Below are 20,726 nucleotides of genomic sequence, written 5' to 3'. Positions count from 1 at the left end.
CGAAGATTCCGCAAAGTAAAGACCGCTCGACTTGCATGTGTTAGGCACGCCGCCAGCGTTTGTCCTGAGCCAGGATCAAACTCTCCGTAAATATCTTCTCGCTACTCTCGTAGCGCCTTCTTCACGTTGGTTTGATCCCTGTCCTCTTCCTGTACAGGGTCCTCGCTTTTACGTCTGGCTCCTTCACCACTGTTCAGTTTTCAAAGACCAGCTTCGCTGAACGCGACTTTTTTATTCTATCACTTCTTTTGCCCGGTGTCAAGGACTTTCTTCGCCCAACTACCGGCGCCGGCGGATTTCCTGCCGGCAAGGTCGTATTTTACTACGGAACCCGTCACTTTGTCAAGGGTCTCTTCTGATTTTAGGTCTTTGGTGAGCGCCCCTGCCGGGACGCAGGAAATAATATAACACGCAAAACGGGTAGCGCGCAAGGCTTTTTAAAGCCCGCTAACGACTACCCGTTCTAGTTACCTTGATAAGATTCTGGCCTTCCTTGTTTTTTCTACCCGATACTCAAGTATGCTTATTCTTCCCTGGGTCGCATGGTGGGGAAAAGAATAACGTCCCTGATGGAGGGCGAATCCGTCAGGATCATCACCAGGCGATCAATGCCGATACCCATACCGCCGGCCGGGGGCATGCCATACTCCAGGGCGCGCAGGAAGTCTTCATCCAGCATGTGGGCTTCTTCATCACCTGCTGCCCTGGCGGCCATCTGGGCTTCAAAGCGCCGTCGCTGGTCCAGGGGGTCATTCAGTTCGGAGAAGGCATTGGCCAGTTCCCGCCCGGCAATAAAGGCTTCAAAGCGGTAAGTAAGTTCCGGGTTTTCTTTTTTCCTTTTGGCCAGGGGGGATATGGCTACCGGGTAATCAAGGATAAAGGTGGGCTGTACCAGGTGGGGTTCCACTCTGGCCTCAAAGACTTCGTTAACGATTTTTCCCCATTCCAGGCCGGGTTCGAGTTCCACCCCCAGGTCAGTTGCCGCCTCCCATGCCTCTTCCCTCGTTGTTAGCCCGGAAAAGTCCACTCCGGTATATTTCTCAATGGCCGCAAACATGGTTAACCTCGGCCAGGGAGGGGTTAAATCCAGTTCCTCACCCTGGTAGGTAACGGTGGTCGTCCCCAGGGCTTCCCTGGCAACAAAGGCCACCATCTCCTCCAGCAGGCTCATCATATCTTCATAGTCTGCATAGGCCTGGTACAACTCCAGCATGGTAAATTCAGGGTTGTGTTTGGTGGATATGCCTTCGTTGCGGAAAATACGTCCCATTTCATAGACCTTTTCCAGGCCGCCCACCAGCAGCCGCTTTAAGTGCAGCTCCAGGGCAATGCGTAAATAAAGATCGATATCCAGGGCGTTATGGTGGGTAATAAAGGGCCGGGCCGCCGCACCGCCGGGGATGGTGTGCATGCTCGGCGTTTCCACCTCTAAAAAGCCCCGGCTATCCAGAAAGGTGCGTATGGCCCGTAAAACCCCGGCCCTGGTAATAAATACCCGCCTTACTTCCGGGTTGACAATGAGGTCGAGGTAGCGCTGCCGGTAGCGCAAATCTACATCCCTCAAGCCGTGCCATTTCTCCGGCAGGGGACGTAAACTCTTACACAGTAAGGTCAGTTGATGGACTTCCAGGGAGATTTCCCCGCGGTGGGTACGAAAGACCCTGCCTTTAACACCAATAATGTCACCGATATCCAGCCTGCGGAAAAAATCGTAGGTTTCAGGGCCAACATTGTCTATCCGAACATAGAGCTGGATGCGGCCGTCCCGGTCCTGTAAATCGGCAAAAGAGGCTTTACCATGCCCCCTGATAGCCAGGATACGTCCCGCCAGGGTTACTTCTTGACCTGCCAGTTCGTCAAAATGCTGGTGAACGGCTGCCGTGGTATGGGTACGCTCAAAACGTCCCCCGTACGGGTCGATGCCCTCCTCCTGAAGCTCCTTCAACTTTTCCAGGCGCACCGCTATTAAATCGTTCTCAACTTCCAAACTATTGTTCCCCCTATTGCCCTCTGGTAATATTTACTATCTGGTAACGCAGGGTTCCGGCTGGTACCTGAATATTTATTATTTCTCCAATACGATGGCCCAGGATGGCCTTGCCTACCGGCGACTCGTTGGAAATCCGGTTCTCTGCCGGGTCGGCTTCCATGGAGCCGACAATTTCGTATTGCAGCTCCTCCCCTGCGTCCATGTCCTTTAAAGTGACCCGGGAGCCCAGGGAGACAACGTCACCCGGTACCTCGCTGGCGTCAATAACCCTGGCGTTACGCAGCTTTTTTTCCAGGGTAAGAATACGGCCTTCAATGAAGGCCTGCTCGTTTTTAGCGTCCTCGTATTCGGAGTTCTCGCTGATGTCGCCGAACTCAATGGCCTGCTTTAAACGTTCGGCGACCTCCCGCCTTTTTACAGATTTAAGGTACTCCAGCTCTTCTTCCAGTTTCTTCAACCCGCTCATGGTTAATAAGGTTTCTTTTTCTGCCATCCTCTGCTCGCTCCCCTTCAATTACCACATCGTTTTAGGGCACCGGTGCTATCTCAATATATGTCCTTTTTCGTTCCTTTATGCGGCCGGTCCACAGGTCCAAGTACCATAACAAGCACCGGAGGCTTCCTCCAGTGCTTGTTGTCCCATAGTCCGCTTTGTTTATAGGTATTATAGGCCTGCCCGGTTACCATGTCAATACCTTTCCGGCAGTTAACGGGCCAGGGCTTCTTTACGGCGGGCCCGCTCCCGGATGGCTGCCACCCTGGCTTCGGAAACCGGCAGCTCGAAACTGCGAAAGCCGGCCACGCGAAAGCCGTGTTTGGCCGCCAGGCGGTTGATGGTATCGATCTGTTCTACCGTTAACTCCCGGCCCAGGGTAAAGTTTTCAATTCTCCCCTCCAGGGCCAGGATCATGGTTTCAGCCATGCAGGCATAGGCTAAACCCGGCGGGTAACCGAAATTAAAGTTAAAGTTGACATTACCCGGCACCTCGACCACCCCGCCGTCAATCACCAGTACATCGTCGCGCATCTCGGCTACCCGCCGGGAGACGTCCCGGGGCCGGGCGACGTCGCAGACTACTGCCCCAGGTTTCAGGTCCTCGGGCTCGATGACGGTATCTACCGCCGAGGTAACGGTGATAATGACATCCGCGCGGCGGAGGGCTTCCCGGGAATGGCTGGTTATCCTGGCTTTTAAACCGCTAGTAGCCTTTATCTCACCGGCCAGGCGGGCCAGTTTTGTTTCATTGCGGGCAATAAGGGTTAGATTCTGGCAACGGCGGGCCAGGATTTTAGCACACACGGCGCCAATGGAACCTGTCGCTCCAACAATGGCCACCTCGGCCCCGGGCAGGTCGATATCCATCATGGCCGCCGCCTTTTCCGTAGCTTCTATGGCCGTAGCTACGGTATAACTGTTACCGCTGGTCACCGCTATATTTAAATTGCGGGCCACAGTAATCCCGGCATCGCCGACTACGGAAGTCATAGCCCCCAGCCCCAGGATTTCGGCTCCTAATTTTTCTGCCAGGCGGCCGGTGCGAATAATACGCTCGATAACAAATTTTTCCGGCAAGCTTAACATCTGACGCGTAGTCAGGGGACAGGCTACGAACCACCCCTCTGTTTCAGCGTAAGGGGAACGGACACCAGTAATGTACGAGGTTTTCAGGGGGGGCAGATAACGTGCCGCCCGTTCCAGGAGGCCGGAGGGCAAGTGGCGGGCGAGGGGAAATTTCCTGGTAATATCACTGATATCCAGGGGGTGGATCATAAAGGCAAATTTGTGCAAGGAATAGCCCTCCTATATAATATGAATGTAAGATGTGAGAGGTGAGAATGGGAACTCCGGACGGAAACTGGCTACGGAGCCTCGCCAGCCCTGGCTTAACTTAAATTAACGATGCGGGGTTTAAAGTCCAGTTGGTCCAGGAGGCGGTTATAGTCTTCCGGCGTAACTGCCTCCGGTTTTTTGCCACTCAAGGTTAAAAGAACACCTTCCATGACGTTGGTGCCGAAGGAGCGGCCGTTAAATTCCGGTGTAGTAGTGATCAAAGTTTTAATGCCCCGCCGGCGCAGTTCTTCGATATCGGCGCTGGTAACGGTATTGGTGATTATTACCCGGCCAGGCAACTCGGGGGGGAGGTAACGGCGGATAAAGAGGAAATCCCCGGCAATAATCTCTACCCCTTCATAATAACGCTGGTAGCGGTTGTCGATTTTCTCCTGTTCCCTGCCCGTGGGGTAAAGGAGTTTAAAGGGCAGCAGGCGTACAAAGGGTGCCGCCAGGTAGGCCACCCGCTGGAATTTTGCCAGGGAACGGATGGGTACGGGTATACCCAGGCCAAAAATCAGGTCGCCGCAAATAAGATCGGCTCCGGCAGCGTCCAGGGCTTCGGCCATACCAAAGCGGTCGACGGCGCTGACCACCAGCACCCTTTTCCCCCGGAAATCCACGATGCCTTCCCGGGCCAGGTAGGCTATCACCCGGCGCTCCAGGGTATCCTTTAAGCCGCCACCGTCTACCATGGGGGTCAGCCGGGCCGCCCGGGCAATTTTAGCCGCATCCCGGAGGAGATAACGCCTGGTACCAACCCTGATGTAGAGGTCCATACCCCCCAGGCCGAAGGCATCCACCTGCCCGTCCAGTTCCCGGATGAGGGCAATCATCCGCTCCATATCGCCGTCGGTACCAATGCGCTCGATGCGGAACTTTTCCCCCAGGAATTCTGCTTCCACCCGGTGATCCCGTTTGGAGGAACCCAGGCTGATGCTGACCACGCGTTTCATTTTTTATCCCATCCTTCTTTGTCCTTCCCAGTATCTTTTCCCAGCTGGCGTACCAGGGCGCGCAATCCCTCGACGTCTACCTCCCGGTCACCCTTGATGGGGGAAGAGCCGATCTCCACGCCCACCACTTCTCGTCCCAGCAGGGCTTCGCTGACCTTGATGCGGTAGTCGGAACCGATAATAATGACGACATCGTAATCCCGCACCCGGGCCACAATCTCCATCAGCTGGTTCAACAATTCCAGCCCACTTTTCTGGCGGACAAAATCCCAGCGTTCGGCATCAGTTAAAAGTAATATGTATTCCACACCCTCCTGCCGCAGCATATTTTCCAGCTCGGCTTTATTGGCTACCGGGAAACCCACCACAGCTATACGCCGGCCGCGCCGTACCTCGCCCAGGGTTTCTAACCGGGAGACAAAAGAGCGGTCGACGCCTACCTGCCGGGCGGTTTCCTGCTGGGAAAAACCCTGGCAGCGCAACTCAAAGATGCGCTCCAAGATGGAATTGATTTTGCGCCGGCTGATAAGCTTGTCGCCAATGCGGATCAAGTCCATTAGAAAGTCTACCCCTCTGTGCACAGAAATGTGCAAGGAAGATTATAGCAAAAAAATACCATCCTGGCAAGTAGTTTGGTAGGCCAAGATGGTGATAAAGGCGAAGTTTTACTCCCGCCTATCTACAGGATCATGCTGGCTATAGGCCGTCAGGGTGGCGATGACTTCCGCCGCGGTATCCAGGGTATAAAGGTGCTGGCGCAGGCGGGCTGCTCCCGGTAAACCCCGGATGTAACAAGCCAAGACTTTTCGCATTTCTTTTACTGCAGTCTTTTCCCCTTTCAGCTCCACCATCATGTTTAAATGGCGAATGGCCGTGGCGATTCTCGTGGCCACATCCGGCGGGGGAGGTACCGGCCGGCCTTCCAGGCGGGCGCGGATGGCCGTTAAAAGCCAGGGATTGCCTATGGCAGCCCGGCCCACCATGACGGCATCGCAACCTGTCTGCTCCAGCATGGCTACGGCGTCCTCCGGTGTCCTGATATCACCATTGCCAATGACCGGTACCGGTACGGCTTCCTTTACCTGGCGGATGCCATCCCAGTCGGCCCGGCCGCTGTAAAACTGGCTGCGGGTGCGGCCGTGGATGGCTACCGCTGCCGCCCCGGCTTCAACCACCGCCTGGGCCGCCTCGATAACATTTACGGAATCTTCATCCCAGCCCTTGCGCATCTTGACCGTTACCGGCACCGGGCCGGCAGCCTCCACCATGGCGGTGATAATGGCCGCCGCCAGGGGTAGATCGCGCATCAGGGCCGCTCCCTCGCCATTTTTCACTATCTTGGGTGTCGGGCAGCCCATATTTAAATCAACAATATCCGCCCCGGCGGCCACGGCTAGTTTAGTAGCCCTGGCCAGGATTTCCGGCTCCCGGCCAAAGAGCTGGACGGCTACCGGGCCCGGCTCGTCCTTTAAATCAAGGAGCGCCCAGGTAGCCTTGCTTTGATAGATAAGACCCTGGGCGCTGATCATTTCGGTATAGGTCAAGGCCGCCCCCGCTTCCCTGGCGAGGAGACGAAAGATGCGGTCGGAAAAACCCGCCATGGGCGCCGTCACCAGGGGGGCTGCCAGGGTAACCGGGCCAATTTTAACTGTTGCGCTCATAGACGATACGCAAACCCTCCAGGGTTAACAGGGGATCAACTTTATCGATGCAGCTAACTTCAGGTGCTATCAAACCGGCCAGGCCGCCGGTGGCTACCACCACGGCCCGCCCCCCCATCTCGGCCTGCATGCGCTTAACAATCCCTTCTACCTGGCCGATAAAGCCATACATTATCCCCGCCTGCATGCAGGCTACGGTATTTTTACCGATTACCTGGGGCGGCCTGATGAGTTCTACCCGGGGCAGTTTGGCCGCCCGGGCAAAAAGGGCATCCGTCGCGATGCCAATCCCGGGAGCGATGGCCCCGCCCAGGTATTCGCCGCTGGCGGAAATGGCGTCAAAGGTGGTAGCGGTGCCGAAGTCCACGACAATGGCCGGGCCACCATACAGTTCATAGACGGCCACACCGTTGACAATCCGGTCGGCACCTACTTCCCTGGGGTTGTCAAAACGAATGGGCATCCCGGTTCTTACCCCGGGGCCGATTACCAACGGCTGGCAATTAAACTGTTCTTTAAGCATCATGGTCAAAGTCTGGGTCAAAGTTGGCACAACAGAGGCCATGACCACGGCTTTGATGGCCTCCAAGCCCAGCCCCTCGTAATGGGCCAGTTGACGTAAAATCAGGCCGTATTCATCGGCTGTCTTCTGCCGGTCGCTGGCTACGCGCCAGTGGCACTGCAACTCCTTACCTTTATAAAGGCCAATGACAATATTAGTATTGCCGACATCTATGGCCATTAACATGGCCGCATCCCCTCCATTCTTTTCACTTCAATTATTCCACAATACCAGGCTTTATCCTCTTTCCTGCTGGTAAAAAAATAACCCCGTTAAGGGGTTAGTTACCAGCGGCAATAACCGCCGGCCAGCCAGGGGCAACCGGCGCAGAGGCGACCGGCCGCATTTTTATCAACTTTGCGGCCGACAAGTTCCCGGGCCGCGGCCCAGGTCAGGGCTGTACCGGGTACCAGGCCCAGATGTTTTAACACCAGGCTATCTCGCGCCACTGCAGTGGTACAGTTATCTGTACCCCGGTTGGGGCAGGCCCGGCACCAGGCATCATAATCATTAATGACGCTTAAAAGCGACTGGGTACGTCCCTGCCATAAAGCCAGGGTACGCCTCACCCGCCGGACAAAGGCCGGGCTGTAGCCGTAGCCCTGGAAGTGGCGGGCACAGAGTAAATGATGGGCGCGGACGGAATATAAAAGTGAGTTGGGGAAAAGGGCAGGTGCCATCTTGACACTAAACATTAGTACCCGTTTTTAATTTGTGGATTCTGGATTAGTGGTCCTGGCGGGCAGGTAACCCGCCTGCTGCAGTGCCCGCCGCGCCTGGAGGCTGACGGCTACCGCCAGGGCCAGTTTGGCCAGGTCCAGGGGGATGTAGGGCAGGACACCCAGGAGAAGACCTTTGACCAGATTAAGATGCAGGAGATACATTAACTGTATAGTACCCAGAATGTAGATTACTACCAGGCAGGTGAGCATGCCGGCAGCCAGGCGGCCGTAACCAGGTTCCCCTTTACCCCTTTCCAGGACCAGGCCCATGACGTAGACCCCCAGGGCAAAACCCCAGAGGTATCCCCCCGCCGGCCTGGCAAAGGCCGCCAGGCCGGCCCCGCCACGGGCAAAGACGGGCAAGCCAATGGCCCCCAGGAGTAAGTAAACGATTATAGCCAGGGTGCCTCTATTTTTACCCAGGATGGCACCGGCCAGGAATACTCCTAGGACCTGGCCGGTAATGGGTACAGGTGAAAAGGGCAGGGGAATGGCCACCTGGGCCAGGACGGCTACCAGGGCGGCAAAAAGGGCCACCAGGGCCATATCTTTAGTACGCACAGAAGATTCCTCCTCGTGAATAGCTCTTTTCGCAGCTGGCTTTGTTAGCAGGCGGCTATTATTGTTAACTATTCGCTGCTTATATAGTTAACATATGCGGCAAAAAATTTTAGCTTGCCGGTCGCAGGCTCACCTCACCGGAGTTAAAACGCCGGACCTCACCTCCCCCGCCCCTGACCAGCAGGGCGCCTTCAGCGTCAATATCTACGGCCACGCCCCGGAAAACTTCCCGCCAGGAATTAACCTCCACCTCCCGGCCCAGGGTCACGCTGGCCTCTTTCCAGGCCCGCCGGACAGGTTCGAAACCCTCTTCCTGCCAGCGCTCATACCATTTTTCCAGCTGGTACAATATCTCCTGGAACAATGGCAGTCGCGCCACAGGCCGGCCCAGTTCTAAAAATAAAGAGGTAGCCAGGGGTCTAACCTCGGGGCTAAAATCACCCGCCTCCAGGTTGACGTTTAAGCCTGTACCCAGGACAACATACTCGATGGCATCAATTTCGGCTTTAATCTCCGTCAGAATACCGCACACTTTACGCCCCCCGGCCAGGAGATCGTTGGGCCACTTTATGCCCGGCGGGAGTCCTGTGTGGCGGCGAATGGCTGCCGCCACGGCCACTGCCGCCAGCAGGGTCAGCTGGGACGCCAGGGCCGGAGTCACCCGGGGGCGTAAGATAACCGAGAACCAGATGCCTTTATGGGGCGGCGAGAGCCAGGAACGCCCCCGCCGGCCGCGGCCGCCTGTCTGGGCCTCGGCGATGACCACCGTCCCTTCCGGTGCCCCGCCATCGGCTAGCTCCTTGGCCACCTGGTTGGTAGAACCCACTTCGTCGTAATAGTAAAGGTTCCGTCCCAGCCAGGAGGTCTTGAGGCCTGCGGCCACCTCTTCGGGGTAAAAACAATCCGGGATGGACAGCAAGCAATAGCCGCGGCGGGTCTGGGCATCAATCTGGTACCCTTCCTGGCGTAAAGCCTGGATATGCTTCCACACGGCCGTCCTGGTGATGGCAAGCTTACGGCTCAGCTCTTCGCCGGAAATATACTCGCCCCAGTGATGGCGCAGATACTCTAAGACCTGTTGTTTACTGCCTTCTATTGCCATGATTATATTTTAATCTTCCTTTTTCTGGTTGTCAACTATTTATTTGTCGTTCAGGTTAACATATCTCCCCCAGTTTGCGTCTTTAAACCCAGATCTCCCCCGGCCGTTCCCCGCCCCTGACCCCGGTTATTTTGTTCTGGCCATCCAGGAGAATAACCCGCGGTTGGTAGGACCTGGCCTCGGCGTCGGTAAAAATGCCATAGGAAATAATGATAACAATATCGCCGGGCTGGACCAGCCTGGCGGCGGCCCCGTTGGCGCAGATAACCCCGCTGCCGGCAGGTCCGGGGATGGCGTAGGTCTCCAGCCGGGCGCCATTATTATTGTTGACCACCTGGACTTTCTCGTTGGGTAAAATATCGGCCGCGGCCATCAGCTCGCTATCAATGGTAATACTGCCGATATAATTCAGGTTGGCCTCGGTGACAGTTGCCCGGTGGAGCTTACTTTTCATCATGGTGCGCCACATCATCTTTCACCTCCAGGGTCAGGTTATCAATTAAACGGGTGTTGCCCACCCAGACGGCCAGGGCCAGCAGCACCCGGCCCTTGATTTCTTCTAAAGGTGCAAGGGTCTCAGCGTCATTTACCGCCACATAATCAACCCGCGTCCCGGGCCGGGCTAAAATTTCCCCGGCCATGGCTTCCCGGACCACAGCAGCGCGGCGTTCGCCGGAGCGGATGAGTTCCGCTCCCAGGTTTAAGGCGCGGTAAAGGGCCAGGGCGCTACGACGCTGGTCCGGGTCTAAGTATTTGTTCCGCGAACTCATAGCCAGGCCGTCGGGCTCCCGCACGGTGGGGACGGTGATTATGTCAACCGGGAAATTTAAATCCCTGACCAGGCGCTTGATGACTACCGCCTGCTGGTAATCCTTGAGGCCGAAATAGGCCCGGTCGGGCTGGACGATATTAAATAGCTTGCTGACCACGGTAGCCACGCCCCGGAAATGGCCCGGCCGGGAGGCGCCGCAGAGAACTTCTGTCAAGCCCTCGACCTGGACATAGGTGGCATAGCCGGGCGGGTACATTTCTGCTACCGCAGGGGCAAAAATGGCATCGACGCCCGCGCCGGCGGCCAGCTTTCGATCCCGTTCCAGGTCCCGGGGATAACGCTCCAGGTCTTCCCCGGGGCCAAACTGGGTCGGGTTGACAAAAATACTCATCATAACGACGTCATTCTGCTCCCTGGCCGTCCTGGCCAGGGTTAAATGGCCTTCGTGGAGATAACCCATGGTCGGGACCAGGCCGATGCTCTTGCCCTGCTGCCTGGCTGCCGCCACAAACTTGCGGGCGGCCGCAATTGTTGTCATTAACTCCAATACTGTCATCTCCTTCGCCTGTAGCTCTATCATTGGCCGGCTTTACCCCTGAGTCCTGCCCTCCTGCTTGCTGTCTCAAATTTGGCAGCCAGGATTTGACCGAACAGGGCCACCTTGCGGGCGTCAATGCTCCCTTTGCGGCCGGCCAGGCCGGCCGTGTAGCGCCCCAGGGCGCGGTAAAGCTCGCCCAGTTCGGGTACGGTGGTCTCCATGGCCTTTAAATGGTCCCTGACCGTGCCGAAATCGCCCCTGGCAATGGGGCCGGTCAGGGCCTGGGGTATGCCCTTTTCATCAATATTATCTAAAGTGCCTTTAATTAAAGGCGCCAGGGCCCGGGCCGCCATCTCCGGTTCCATACCGGCTGCCTGCATGAGCCGGCGACTCAAATCTATGAGGCTGACCAGGTAGTTGGAGGCGACACAGGCAGCTGCGTGGTAGAGGGGTTTGGCCTCGGGGCTGATAAGGAAATACTCACCCCCCAGCTCGGTCACCAGGCGTTTCCCCAGGGGCAGGGCTTCCCTGTCCCCTTCCAGGCTGAAAACCGACCCGGGGAGGTTGGCCACCGCCCGGTCGGCGTCGGCACAAGACTGGAGGGGATGGAGGCTTAAGGCCAGGGCACCGGCCTGCCGGGCCGGGTCCAGGACGGCGGAAGTTAAGGAACCGCTCATATGAATCACCGTTTGCCCGGGGCGAAAGCCCCCTTGAGCGGCTACGCTGGCGGCCACCTGTCCGATGGCCTGATCGCTGGTGGTGATAAAGACAACATCGGCCCGCCGGGCCACATCTACCGCCCCCTCAAAAGCCGGGCAGGCCAGCCTCTCCGCCGCCCGCCGGGCTGAAGCAGGGGTACGGCTGGCTACACCGGCGATGGTGTATCCCCGCCGGCGCAATAATATGCCCATCCCCGTACCGACGGCCCCGGCACCGATAATGCCTATCCGCATGGTAACCCCTCCTGGAACAAAAAAACTCCCGACGAGCTGCCGGAAGTTAATCCCTCATTCACCCGTCTCGGTCGCCAATGATCCAAGCGGTCTAAACCTGCAATTGATAAATTATTGGACTGGAACAGACCCGTGCACTCCTTGTACGGTAGCGCCCGGTTTTATTTTAACACCTGTTACCCCTGTAAGGCAATACTTCCTGCCCGGGAAAAGGACCTGCAGCGGCCACGCCTGCCGGCCGGCCGTCGGGTAAAATAAGCTCCGGGGCTATTTCGGCCAGGGGTATCAGGACGAAGGCCCGCTCCATCAGCCTGGGGTGGGGGATTGCCAGGTCCGGTTCATTAACTGTTAAATCATCGTAAAGCAAGATGTCGATATCAATATTCCGGGGTCCCCAGCGCTCCCGCCGCACCCGGCCCAGGCGCTGCTCTATAGCCAGGACAGTAAGCAGCAACTCCCGCGGGAGCATGGTGGTCTTGATTTTGGCCACCCCGTTTAAAAACCATCCCTGGTCGGTCTTGCCCACCGGGGCCGTCTCATACCAGGAAGAAAGGCGTTCCACCTCGATCCCTTCGGTGGCCGTAAGTATTGCTACGGCCCGCTGCAAATTCCCTTCCCGGTCACCCAGGTTGGAGCCCAAACCCAGGTAAGCCGTCGCAAAATCTTTTTCCCTAACCGGCATCCAATCATCTCCGCCATCCAGGTTGACCGGTACCCTAATATTAGCATACCCCTGCCGCCCCGCCAACACCCAGTTTTTACGAAATGAACTAGGGTTCAGCCTCGACAATTAAGATAGAAGGATTGGTCAGGAGGCGGATAATCTCACCGGCCCGGCGCCGGGGCTGCAGCACCTTGACCACCGGGCGCATGGGTACCTCCGGCTCCTGGGCTATTACCCGGGCGATTTCACCGGTCGTCAACCGTACCGTAGTCCCCACCGGGTAACTGGCAATGGCCTGCAAAAAGACCCGTACCAGCTCCAGGTCCAGGTTGCCCATGGTACTTTCTACCATTAACAATTCCATGCCTTCATGGGGGAGATACCTGGGCCGGTAGCAGCGGTCGGTAGTTACGGCGTCGTAAACATCGGCAATGGCGACGCACCGGGCGGCCAGGCTTAATTCTTCCCGGTTTAATCCTTTGGGGTAACCACTGCCGTTACAGCGTTCATGGTGATCCCGGGCCACCCGGCGAACCGCTTCGCTGACCACGCCGTCCAGCCGCTCATAACCGGCCTGGGGATGGCGCTTGATAATGGCAAACTCCTCGGCAGTTAGCTTGCCGGGCTTTAATAAAACTGCCGGCGGTACTTCCAATTTGCCCACGTCGTGGAGCATGGCGCCAACACCGATGACCAGGAGTTCATCCTGGGAGAGGCCTAATTTTGAACCGAGGAGGGTAGCCAGGACAGTTACATTCAGGGAATGGCGCGAAGAATATGGGTCCAGGTCCTTAAGCATGGCCATCTGCAAAAACATGTCCTGGTTGTCCTGCATCCGGTTGAGAAAGTCGGCTACTATCTCCTGGATAGTTTTTTACTTCCAGCTGATTACCCAGGCGGCAGCGGTGGTAGACATCGCTCAGGGCTTCCTGGGCTTCCTGGTAAATTTCCCCTACCGGCCCGTCGGGCACGCCTGTCATCCCTACCGGCTTCTCTATTGGTAACGGCTGATGATAACTCCCCAACGGCTGGCTGGTTGCCGGTTGAAAATGATATGTATCTAATCCAGCTCCCAATGGCCGGGGGGAATTTCCGTCCATACCGCAACCTCCGCCCTTTTTTGTTAATTACTGGCCGTATTTAAGGTTTTTCGACACCAATACTGGATTTCCTGCTAGTACCAGTTCTGATTTGCAAGAAGTTACTTGCTCCGGCGTCCGGGGGCGTCCGGGTATTTGATCAAATCTGGGTATAATTGTGACCCAGGTCACAGTTTATTTTAGCCCTTTCATTTATGATAAGGTCGTCCTGAAAAATTCCACCAAAGGGGGAGAAACCATGTTTTGTTACCAGTGCGAGCAGACAGCCGGCGGTACCGGCTGCACCAGGGCAGGCGTTTGCGGTAAGAACGAAGATATCGCCAGCCTGCAGGATACCATCCTCATCGGCCTTAAAGGTATTGCCGCCTATGCCTACCATGCCCGGGAACTGGGCGCCAGGGACGAAGAAGTAGACGCCTTTATGCATGAAGCTTTATTTACCACGCTAACCAACGTCGACTTTGATCTTAACCGTCATATAGAGATGGCCTTAAAAGTCGGGGCCGTGAACCTCAAGGTCATGGAATTATTGGATAAAGCACATGTAGAGCGTTTTGGCGCCCCGGTCCCGACGAAAGTATCTACCGGCACTAAGAAAGGTCCGGGTATTCTCGTTACCGGCCACGACCTGCTGGACCTCTATGAACTCCTGCGGCAGACGGAAGGTACGGGGATTAACGTCTATACCCACGGGGAAATGCTGCCGGCCCATGCCTACCCGGAACTGAAGAAGTTCCCCCACCTGGTGGGCAACTATGGCTCGGCCTGGCAGAACCAGAAAAAAGAATTTGAAGAGTTCCCCGGCGCCATCCTGGGTACGACTAACTGCGTGTTGATCCCCAAGGAATCTTACCGGGAGCGCATGTTTACCTGTGGCATTGCCGGCCTGCCGGGAGTAACCCATATTAAAAACCGCGACTTTACGCCGGTTATTGAAAAGGCGAAAGCCCTGCCGCCCCTGGAGGAAAAGGCCGGCGGCGAATTGACCACCGGTTTCCACCACACAGCTATCTTAAGCATAGCCGGCCAGGTGATCGATGCCGTCAAGGCCGGCAAGATCCGTCACTTCTTCCTGGTGGGCGGCTGCGACGGGGCCAAGCCAGGCCGTAATTACTACACTGAATTCGTGGAGAAGGTACCGGGGGACTGCGTGGTCCTGACCCTGGGCTGCGGCAAGTACCGCTTCAATCACCTCGAACTGGGCGATATTGGCGGCATCCCGCGCCTCATCGATATAGGACAGTGCAATAACGCCTATTCAGCCCTCCAGGTGGCCCTGGCCCTGGCCGGAGCCTTTAACTGCAGCGTCAACGAGCTGCCCTTGAGCCTGGTCCTGTCCTGGTTCGAGCAGAAAGCCGTGGCCATCCTGCTGACCCTGCTGCACCTTGGTATAAAGAACATCCGCATCGGCCCCTCCCTGCCGGCCTTCCTGACACCCAATGTGCTGAAGGTCCTGCAGGAAAACTACAACCTGAAGCCTATTACCACGCCGGAACAGGACCTGAAAGATATCCTGGGTTAATAATAAACCGCCACGTAGTTAAGGGCGCTACGTGGCGGTTTTTTTACCAGGGCAGGACCTTTACGGGGAAATTTTAGCCAGCCGTTTTAAGGCCTGGAGCTTGTCAGTCCGGCCAATCTTCGCTGCGGCCAGGGCCCGCTCCAGGACGGCGATGGAGTGATCATACACCCGGCGGTCTACCGGGTAGGGGTGGCCGTCCTTGCCGCCGTGGCTGAAGCTGTACCGGACGGGATCACGGAAGCTGGCCGGCGCGCCGTAGGCCACCTCGGCTACCATGGCCAGGGCGCGGACGGTTTTGGGGCCCACGCCTTCCACGCCCAGGACTGCGGCAAAATCCCGGGGCTGGGCGGCATATACTTTGAGCAGGGCTTTATTGAGGTAGCTCGCCCGGGGAACATCATGGCGCCAGGGGAGGGAGAGATTGGGCAACTCCCTTTCCAGGATGCGGTTAAACTCGGCTACTACCTTTTGCGGCCGCTGCCGGGCCAGCTCCGTCACCACCTGGCGGGAGGCCTGCCCCTCACTGGCCACCATGTTCAGCACCTCTCCCTTCGCATCGCAGCAAACAGCGGCATGGGGTTCGCAGACAAAGTCCTTTACCCCTTCGCCCAGCCAGTGGTAGCGGCGGGCCAGGCGCGTCATTTCATTCATCCCCTGCTGGACGACGGCCCACCGGCCGTCAAAGGTGAAGATAAAAACGTGATGGTAGAGCTGGTAGCCGTCCTGGAGGGCGGTATTGTCGACTTTAGCGGCCATCCTGCTGGCGTATACTAAATCTCCGGGTTGTAAAGAGGTCAGGGCCAGCCTGTCGGCCGCCGTGGCGATTTCCTCCGGTGTCCGGCGGGAAGTGCGGCCCTTGCCCCCGGCAATGACCAGGCCCAGGTCCTTTTCCCGGTCGCGTATACCCTCCTTAAGGGCGCCGCAGAGGGTGGTAGTTAAGCCCGAGGAATGCCAGTCAAAGCCCAGGACACAGCCAAAGGCCTGGAACCAGTGCGGATCGCTCAGGCGCCTTAAAACCTCCTGGGGGCCGTATTCCCGGACAATTACCTCCAGGATGGCCGGCCCCAGGCGTTTCATGCGTTCAAAAAGCCAGGGCGGGCAGTGGCCGCCATGCAGGGGCAGGCTGGCAGTACCAGTACGCATAGCAAATCATCCTTTTTTATTCGCTTCATCCAATGCCCTTAAACGATACTTAACTGCTTTGCCCCGCTTTTTCTCCACATCCTCGCCGCTTTCACTCCGCTTTTGTACCCGATTTCACAATTAAGTAATACTTAACTTACTGCGGTAGCGGCGCCATTGCAAGAAGCCCCGGCCACAAACGCTGTCTTATCACCGGGTATTATTGCGGGCCGGAAGCTAATACCTCCGCCAGGGCCTGTTCGTAGGCTACCAGAACCGGCCGGGAAAAAAGGACAAAACGTACTTCGCTAAAGGTACCCGGATTGGTAGTCAAAAAATCCTTTACCGTGGCCATGGCTATCCCGGCGGCTCGCTCCACTGGGAAGCGGTAAGCCCCGGTGCTGATGGAAGGAAAGGCCAGGGATTTGATTCCACGCTCCCGGGCAAGCTGGAGGCTGCTGCGGTAGGCACTGGCCAGCAGCTCATCTTCTCCTTGCCGGCCACCGTGCCAGATGGGACCTACGGTATGGATAACGTAGCGCGCCTTGAGGAAACCGCCGGAGGTGATGACCGCTCGGCCGGTGGGGCAGCCGCCCTGCTCCTCCCGGATGCGGCGGCACTCTGCCGCAATGGCCGGTCCCCCGGCCCGGTGGATGGCGCCGTCGACGCCACTGCCACCCCACAGGCCGGTATTGGCGGCATTGACAATGGCCTCGACATCCTGCTCGACAATATCCCCCTGGAGGAGTTTAAGCAGGGTACCGGCAATGTTGACTTCCATAAGACACCCCCTCACAAACCATACCGGCTAATACCGGCGTTTTCGGCGAGGAAATCCCTTTCTATCGCTTTTATTATTTCGTCTTTTTTCCAGCTATTCCTCCCAATAAAGCAAAAAGAAGCCGCGATCCCTCCAGACCGCGGCTTTACCTTAATCCTGGATAATTTTCGCAGCCCCGTTTTGCTCCATAATTTCCCGGATGCGGGCCAGTTCATGGCGCGGTGCCTCAACGGCTACCGCTACACCCTGCCCGGCAGAGGCTGCCAGGAAGTCCGTATAGGTATCGGTCCCCTCCTGCCAGAGTTCATCCCGTTCGGTTTTGAGGTAAGCTATTTCATCAGGATTTTCCCAGTCCGTAAAGGACCTGGACAAACTGGCGACAACCATATCCTTGCGGTCAAAACCGGCGTTTTTCAGGCTATCAATGAGCCCGCCCACCTGTTCCTGGTTGGGCATAATGCCAATGACCCTGGCCACCTGACTACCCCTTTCACTATTTACATTTCCGGGGATAGTCTGCGCCGGGGGAAAGAAAAAAATACTGGCCAGGGCAGCTACATATTTGGGCAGGGTGGGCATGGGCATCAGGGGGCAGGTTCCGGGGCCAGGTCGACAAATTTGGTAAATTCAGGCAAAAAGGCCATTTCCACCGTTCCTACCGGCCCATTGCGGTGCTTGGCCACGATAACTTCGGCAATCCCTTTTTTATCGGTGTCGGGGTCGTAATACTGGGGCCGGTAAAGGAAAATAATGACATCGGCATCAGCCTCAATGGCCCCGCTCTCCAGGAGGTCGGCCATAACCGGGCGTTTATCCTGGCGCTGCTCGACACCGCGGTTCAACTGGGATAGGACCAGGACGGGAACGTTTAGCTCCCGGGCCAGGGCCTTCATGGCCCGGGAGATAAGGGCAATTTCCTGCTGGCGGCTGTCCACCCGGCGGTGGGCCTGCATGAGCTGCAGGTAGTCGACTACCACCAGGCCCAGGCCGCTTTCTGATTGCAGCCGCCTGGCCTTGGCCCGCACCTCCAGGGCCGAGAGGGCCGGGGTATCGTCAATATAGATGGGGGCCTCCCCCAGGATACCGGCGGCATTGACCAGCCGCGCCCAGTCGTCTTCGGTTAAAAAGCCCGTCCGCAGGCGGTGCTGCTCCACCATGGCTTCAGCAGCCAGCATGCGCTGCACCACCTGCTCCCGGGACATCTCCAGGCTGAAAATGGCCACCGGCAGCTTTTGTTTGACAGCCACTTGCTGGGCAATATTCAGGCAGAAAGAGGTCTTACCCATCCCCGGCCGGGCAGCGCAGATAATCAGGTCGGAAGGCTGCAGGCCGGAAAGAAGGCGGTCCAGGTCATGGAAGGTGGGCACGCCGGTAACTTCACCCTTATGGGCGCTCAAACGCTCCAGTTGCTCAAAGGTTTGCAGCAGGACCTCTTTAATGGGCACAAAGCCGCTGCGGCGCCGGCCACCGGCCACCTCAAAAATTAGACGTTCAGCCTCATCTAAAATCTGGTCCACTTCCCCGGCTTCGCTCAAGGCCAGTTCGGTAATGCGGCCGGCTGCCTGCACCAGGGCCCTTAAAGTGGCTTTTTCCGCTACCAGGCGGGCATAATAGCCGGCATTAGCCACACTGGGTACATCGCCCGTCAGGGAGGTCAAATAAGCAGCCCCGCCTGCTACCTCCAGCTGGCCCTGGCGGCGGAGTTCTTCCGTTACCGTCAGGAGGTCGACGGCCTCACCGCGCTCATTGAGGTCCAGGATGGCGCGGTAAATCAACCGGTGGGCTTCCCGGTAAAAGTCTTCGACTTTAAGGATTTCCAGGACGGAAAGCAATGCCTCCCGGTCCAGCATAATGGCCCCCAGGACTGACTGCTCGGCCTCGAGGCTCTGGGGAGGGACTTTTTCCAGCTCGTCTGCCATAGCTTTCAGGCTCCCGCCCGCGACCGCCGCCGGCCTTTTGCCTTGGCCGTCGCCAGCAGCAGGTAATCCAGGGCCTCGGCCACAGTAGCCACGGGCCGGATGTCAATCCCCTTTATGCTGGCCGGCACCTCGGCCGCATTTTCTGCCGGGATTAAAACCATTTTCATCCCGGCCTGCTTGGCGCCATAGATTTTCTCCAGCACCCCGCCTACCGGCTTGACTTTTCCCTGGATGGAGATTTCCCCCGTCACGGCGATATCCTGGCGCACCGGCCGCTCCTGGACGGCACTGATAATGGCAGCGGTAATGGCCAGGCCGGCCGAGGGACCGTCGATATTGGCCCCGCCCACAATATTAACGTGGACGTCATAGTTGTATAAATCCTCCCCCGTCAGCAGGCGAAATACCACGGCGGCATTGAACACGGAGTCCCGGGCCATGCTACCGGCCGTCTCATTAAAGCGGATGTTGCCTTTCCCCGGTTCCCGGGCCGGGAAGGCCATGGCCTCAATCTCCAGGACCGAACCCACAAAGCCGGCCACGGCCAGGCCCAGCACCCGGCCGACTTCCGGCGTATCCTTGGCCTTAACGGTAGTATAGGGCGTCAGGCGGGCGCTTCTTAAGACCTGCATGACATGGTCTACCGTAATCAGCCGGCGCCGGCGGCCTTTCTTCCGCTGCTGCTGGTAGAGACTGAGGCCGTAAGCTTCTGCCAGGATATTGATGGCCTTGCGGCCTTCAATGGTATATTCGGAGATTAGTTCCGGTACCGCCGGTTCCAGTTTAACCCCCAGCCGGCCCGCGGCTTCTTTAATAATGGTCTGGATGTGGGCCGGCGTGAGGGGTTCAAAAAACACCTCAGCGCAGCGGGAGCGCAGGGCCGGGTTCAGTTCCTCCGGCTCCCGGGTCGTAGCGCCGATAAGGATAAAATCAGCCGGGGCTCCTTCTTCAAAGAGTTTTTTAATATAACGGGGCACACTTTCATCGCCCGGGTCATAGTAGGAGGAATCAAATTCTACCCGCTTATCTTCCAGGACCTTGAGGAGCTTGTTGAGGAGCAGGGGATCCATTTCCCCGATCTCGTCAATAAAGAGTATGCCGCCATGGGCCTCCGTCACCAGCCCCAGTTTGGGCTCCGGCACCCCGCTCTCGGCCAGGTCCCGCCGCGCTCCCTGGTAAATGGGATCATGGACCGAGCCCAAAAGAGGGTTGGTCACTTCCCGGGGATCCCAGCGCAAAGTGGTACCGTCCACCTCAACAAAGGGCGCCTGGGGTTTAAAGGGGGAACTGCTTATCTTCTTGGCTTCTTCCAGGGCCAGGCGGGCCGCCGTCGTTTTCCCTACCCCCGGCGGGCCGTAGATAATCATGTGCTGGGGAAAGGGAGAAGCGAGTTTAGCGAGTATGGCCTGCACGGCCTGGTCCTGGCCGACGATTTCCTCCAGGCGCCGGGGCCGCAGGGCTTCCAGGGCCGTCCGGGAAAGGGTTATCCGGGACATCTTTTCCAGAATAGCCAGTTTTTTAAGGGTCTGGGCGTTTTCCGGCCCGTTATTTTCCTTTAGAACCTGGCGGCGAATCTCCTGGATATACTCTTCATGGCGCTCCTGCATCCTTTCGGCAATGCGCTGCTCCAGCTTTTCTTCCACCGTCCGCCGGGCAATAAAGTCGGCTAATTCTTCCTGCAGGGCTGTCAGGACCTGGGGTATCTCTTCTTCGGCCGGCAAATCATTGATGGTGGGGTCCTCATAGATCAATTTTTCCAGGGCCAGGACCCTGGCCGCCAGGTCGCCGGAACGGATTAAATCCAGGGCTTCCAGCTTGCTGGCCCTTAAAACTACTTTGTCCGTGCCGTAAATATCACATAAAACACCGTATAAAGCGGCCACCTGGCGCTCCAGCAAATGACGGTCACTGGCCAGGACTGGCAGGACTTCTTTACCGGCGTCAATAGCTGCGGTTATATTTTCTGACAT

23 protein-coding genes and 1 rRNA gene are annotated in these 20,726 nt (G+C 57.4%); 1 reads left to right on the top strand and 23 read right to left on the bottom strand.

Going from position 1 to position 20,726, the window contains the following annotated elements; translation table 11 throughout:
* The 18 genes from MOMUL_RS03245 to MOMUL_RS16055 form a co-directional block, all read right to left on the bottom strand.
* Positions 1 to 91: ribosomal RNA gene (locus MOMUL_RS03245) — 16S ribosomal RNA — on the bottom strand; the annotation flags it as partial.
* A gap of 148 nt (positions 92 to 239) precedes the next feature.
* Entirely contained in the window at positions 240 to 431 is a 192-nt protein-coding gene (locus MOMUL_RS16515; protein ID WP_062281369.1) for a hypothetical protein, read from the bottom strand.
* Positions 432 to 523: 92 nt separating this feature from the next.
* Positions 524 to 1,987: a lysine--tRNA ligase gene (lysS, locus tag MOMUL_RS03235; RefSeq protein ID WP_153018207.1), complete on the bottom strand. Its 1,464-nt coding sequence runs from the start codon at positions 1,985 to 1,987 to the stop codon at positions 524 to 526.
* A gap of 13 nt (positions 1,988 to 2,000) precedes the next feature.
* Positions 2,001 to 2,483 carry a transcription elongation factor GreA gene (gene greA / locus MOMUL_RS03230; protein ID WP_062281363.1) on the bottom strand — a complete coding sequence of 161 codons (483 nt, stop codon included), beginning with the start codon at positions 2,481 to 2,483 and terminating at the stop codon, positions 2,001 to 2,003.
* A gap of 213 nt (positions 2,484 to 2,696) precedes the next feature.
* Positions 2,697 to 3,779 carry a polysaccharide biosynthesis protein gene (locus MOMUL_RS03225; protein WP_062281360.1) on the bottom strand — a complete coding sequence of 361 codons (1,083 nt, stop codon included), beginning with the start codon at positions 3,777 to 3,779 and terminating at the stop codon, positions 2,697 to 2,699.
* 95 nt (positions 3,780 to 3,874) lie between these two features.
* On the bottom strand, positions 3,875 to 4,777 hold the full coding sequence (locus MOMUL_RS03220) for a DUF8754 domain-containing protein (RefSeq protein WP_062281358.1): 903 nt from the start codon (positions 4,775 to 4,777) through the stop codon (positions 3,875 to 3,877).
* A complete protein-coding gene (locus MOMUL_RS03215; protein WP_062281355.1) occupies positions 4,774 to 5,334 on the bottom strand; it encodes a helix-turn-helix domain-containing protein in 561 nt (186 codons plus the stop codon). Before MOMUL_RS03215 ends, MOMUL_RS03220 begins: the two co-directional genes overlap by 4 nt.
* Positions 5,335 to 5,442: 108 nt before the next feature.
* A complete protein-coding gene (gene dusB / locus MOMUL_RS03210) occupies positions 5,443 to 6,438 on the bottom strand; it encodes a tRNA dihydrouridine synthase DusB (RefSeq protein WP_062281352.1) in 996 nt (331 codons plus the stop codon).
* Positions 6,422 to 7,186: a type III pantothenate kinase gene (locus tag MOMUL_RS03205; protein WP_062281351.1), complete on the bottom strand. Its 765-nt coding sequence runs from the start codon at positions 7,184 to 7,186 to the stop codon at positions 6,422 to 6,424. Before MOMUL_RS03205 ends, dusB begins: the two co-directional genes overlap by 17 nt.
* Before the next feature lie 98 nt (positions 7,187 to 7,284).
* A complete protein-coding gene (locus MOMUL_RS03200) occupies positions 7,285 to 7,680 on the bottom strand; it encodes a DUF1284 domain-containing protein (protein WP_153018224.1) in 396 nt (131 codons plus the stop codon).
* Positions 7,681 to 7,707: 27 nt separating this feature from the next.
* Entirely contained in the window at positions 7,708 to 8,283 is a 576-nt protein-coding gene (locus MOMUL_RS03195; protein WP_062281345.1) for a biotin transporter BioY, read from the bottom strand.
* 109 nt (positions 8,284 to 8,392) lie between these two features.
* Positions 8,393 to 9,385 carry a biotin--[acetyl-CoA-carboxylase] ligase gene (locus MOMUL_RS03190; RefSeq protein ID WP_062281343.1) on the bottom strand — a complete coding sequence of 331 codons (993 nt, stop codon included), beginning with the start codon at positions 9,383 to 9,385 and terminating at the stop codon, positions 8,393 to 8,395.
* An 82-nt stretch (positions 9,386 to 9,467) separates the two neighbouring features.
* On the bottom strand, positions 9,468 to 9,854 hold the full coding sequence (panD, locus tag MOMUL_RS03185; RefSeq protein ID WP_062281340.1) for an aspartate 1-decarboxylase: 387 nt from the start codon (positions 9,852 to 9,854) through the stop codon (positions 9,468 to 9,470).
* Positions 9,829 to 10,704, bottom strand: a complete 876-nt coding sequence (gene panC, locus MOMUL_RS03180; RefSeq protein WP_153018223.1) for a pantoate--beta-alanine ligase — start codon at positions 10,702 to 10,704, stop codon at positions 9,829 to 9,831. Before panC ends, panD begins: the two co-directional genes overlap by 26 nt.
* 29 nt (positions 10,705 to 10,733) lie before the next feature.
* Entirely contained in the window at positions 10,734 to 11,648 is a 915-nt protein-coding gene (locus MOMUL_RS03175; protein ID WP_062281338.1) for a Rossmann-like and DUF2520 domain-containing protein, read from the bottom strand.
* Between the two features lie 166 nt (positions 11,649 to 11,814).
* Positions 11,815 to 12,330 carry a 2-amino-4-hydroxy-6-hydroxymethyldihydropteridine diphosphokinase gene (gene folK / locus MOMUL_RS03170; RefSeq protein WP_062281336.1) on the bottom strand — a complete coding sequence of 172 codons (516 nt, stop codon included), beginning with the start codon at positions 12,328 to 12,330 and terminating at the stop codon, positions 11,815 to 11,817.
* Between the two features lie 88 nt (positions 12,331 to 12,418).
* Positions 12,419 to 13,129 carry an HD-GYP domain-containing protein gene (locus tag MOMUL_RS03165; protein ID WP_161484955.1) on the bottom strand — a complete coding sequence of 237 codons (711 nt, stop codon included), beginning with the start codon at positions 13,127 to 13,129 and terminating at the stop codon, positions 12,419 to 12,421.
* Positions 13,104 to 13,412: a hypothetical protein gene (locus MOMUL_RS16055; protein ID WP_153018206.1), complete on the bottom strand. Its 309-nt coding sequence runs from the start codon at positions 13,410 to 13,412 to the stop codon at positions 13,104 to 13,106. The genes MOMUL_RS03165 and MOMUL_RS16055 overlap by 26 nt, the downstream gene beginning before the upstream one ends.
* A gap of 238 nt (positions 13,413 to 13,650) precedes the next feature.
* Here MOMUL_RS16055 and hcp point away from each other — a divergent pair, with 238 nt between their 5' ends.
* Positions 13,651 to 14,934 (top strand): hydroxylamine reductase, encoded by a 1,284-nt coding sequence (gene hcp / locus MOMUL_RS03160; protein WP_062281478.1) that lies wholly within the window; start codon positions 13,651 to 13,653, stop codon positions 14,932 to 14,934.
* Between the two features lie 60 nt (positions 14,935 to 14,994).
* On the opposite strand, the gene MOMUL_RS03155 is transcribed toward hcp, so the two are convergent.
* The 5 genes from MOMUL_RS03155 to lonC form a co-directional block, all read right to left on the bottom strand.
* Positions 14,995 to 16,077 (bottom strand): DUF763 domain-containing protein, encoded by a 1,083-nt coding sequence (locus MOMUL_RS03155; protein WP_062281330.1) that lies wholly within the window; start codon positions 16,075 to 16,077, stop codon positions 14,995 to 14,997.
* 199 nt (positions 16,078 to 16,276) lie between these two features.
* Complete coding sequence (locus MOMUL_RS03150; protein WP_062281326.1) at positions 16,277 to 16,837, bottom strand: O-acetyl-ADP-ribose deacetylase; 561 nt, start codon at positions 16,835 to 16,837, stop codon at positions 16,277 to 16,279.
* Between the two features lie 150 nt (positions 16,838 to 16,987).
* A complete protein-coding gene (locus MOMUL_RS03145; protein WP_062281323.1) occupies positions 16,988 to 17,422 on the bottom strand; it encodes a hypothetical protein in 435 nt (144 codons plus the stop codon).
* The gene (gene dnaB, locus MOMUL_RS03140) at positions 17,422 to 18,756 is read right to left on the bottom strand and encodes a replicative DNA helicase (RefSeq protein ID WP_062281320.1); all 1,335 of its coding nucleotides are present in this window, start codon (positions 18,754 to 18,756) and stop codon (positions 17,422 to 17,424) included. The genes MOMUL_RS03145 and dnaB overlap by 1 nt, the downstream gene beginning before the upstream one ends.
* A 5-nt stretch (positions 18,757 to 18,761) precedes the next feature.
* The gene (lonC, locus tag MOMUL_RS03135; protein ID WP_062281317.1) at positions 18,762 to 20,726 is read right to left on the bottom strand and encodes a Lon family ATP-dependent protease; all 1,965 of its coding nucleotides are present in this window, start codon (positions 20,724 to 20,726) and stop codon (positions 18,762 to 18,764) included.

The sequence above is a fragment of the Moorella mulderi DSM 14980 genome (assembly GCF_001594015.1).
GTDB classification, from domain to species: Bacteria; Bacillota; DSM-521; order Neomoorellales; family Neomoorellaceae; genus Neomoorella; species Neomoorella mulderi.
The sequence above is the reverse complement of the archived record's forward strand: the minus strand, read 5'-3'. Positions and strand labels throughout refer to the sequence as shown.

What these genes read in the sequence shown, in the direction of transcription:
- MOMUL_RS03155 (WP_062281330.1), bottom strand. Translation starts at nt 16,077, where the DNA reads ATGCGTACTGGTACTGCCAGCCTGCCCCTGCATGGCGGCCACTGCCCG.
- dusB (WP_062281352.1), bottom strand. Translation starts at nt 6,438, where the DNA reads ATGAGCGCAACAGTTAAAATTGGCCCGGTTACCCTGGCAGCCCCCCTG.
- MOMUL_RS03175 (WP_062281338.1), bottom strand. Translation starts at nt 11,648, where the DNA reads ATGCGGATAGGCATTATCGGTGCCGGGGCCGTCGGTACGGGGATGGGC.
- MOMUL_RS03205 (WP_062281351.1), bottom strand. Translation starts at nt 7,186, where the DNA reads ATGTTAATGGCCATAGATGTCGGCAATACTAATATTGTCATTGGCCTT.
- MOMUL_RS03150 (WP_062281326.1), bottom strand. Translation starts at nt 16,837, where the DNA reads ATGGAAGTCAACATTGCCGGTACCCTGCTTAAACTCCTCCAGGGGGAT.
- dnaB (WP_062281320.1), bottom strand. Translation starts at nt 18,756, where the DNA reads ATGGCAGACGAGCTGGAAAAAGTCCCTCCCCAGAGCCTCGAGGCCGAG.
- folK (WP_062281336.1), bottom strand. Translation starts at nt 12,330, where the DNA reads ATGCCGGTTAGGGAAAAAGATTTTGCGACGGCTTACCTGGGTTTGGGC.
- greA (WP_062281363.1), bottom strand. Translation starts at nt 2,483, where the DNA reads ATGGCAGAAAAAGAAACCTTATTAACCATGAGCGGGTTGAAGAAACTG.
- lonC (WP_062281317.1), bottom strand. Translation starts at nt 20,726, where the DNA reads ATGTCAGAAAATATAACCGCAGCTATTGACGCCGGTAAAGAAGTCCTG.
- MOMUL_RS03200 (WP_153018224.1), bottom strand. Translation starts at nt 7,680, where the DNA reads ATGGCACCTGCCCTTTTCCCCAACTCACTTTTATATTCCGTCCGCGCC.
- MOMUL_RS03165 (WP_161484955.1), bottom strand. Translation starts at nt 13,129, where the DNA reads ATGTTTTTGCAGATGGCCATGCTTAAGGACCTGGACCCATATTCTTCG.
- panD (WP_062281340.1), bottom strand. Translation starts at nt 9,854, where the DNA reads ATGTGGCGCACCATGATGAAAAGTAAGCTCCACCGGGCAACTGTCACC.
- MOMUL_RS03145 (WP_062281323.1), bottom strand. Translation starts at nt 17,422, where the DNA reads ATGCCCATGCCCACCCTGCCCAAATATGTAGCTGCCCTGGCCAGTATT.
- MOMUL_RS16055 (WP_153018206.1), bottom strand. Translation starts at nt 13,412, where the DNA reads ATGGACGGAAATTCCCCCCGGCCATTGGGAGCTGGATTAGATACATAT.
- MOMUL_RS03190 (WP_062281343.1), bottom strand. Translation starts at nt 9,385, where the DNA reads ATGGCAATAGAAGGCAGTAAACAACAGGTCTTAGAGTATCTGCGCCAT.
- hcp (WP_062281478.1), top strand. Translation starts at nt 13,651, where the DNA reads ATGTTTTGTTACCAGTGCGAGCAGACAGCCGGCGGTACCGGCTGCACC.
- MOMUL_RS03215 (WP_062281355.1), bottom strand. Translation starts at nt 5,334, where the DNA reads ATGGACTTGATCCGCATTGGCGACAAGCTTATCAGCCGGCGCAAAATC.
- MOMUL_RS03220 (WP_062281358.1), bottom strand. Translation starts at nt 4,777, where the DNA reads ATGAAACGCGTGGTCAGCATCAGCCTGGGTTCCTCCAAACGGGATCAC.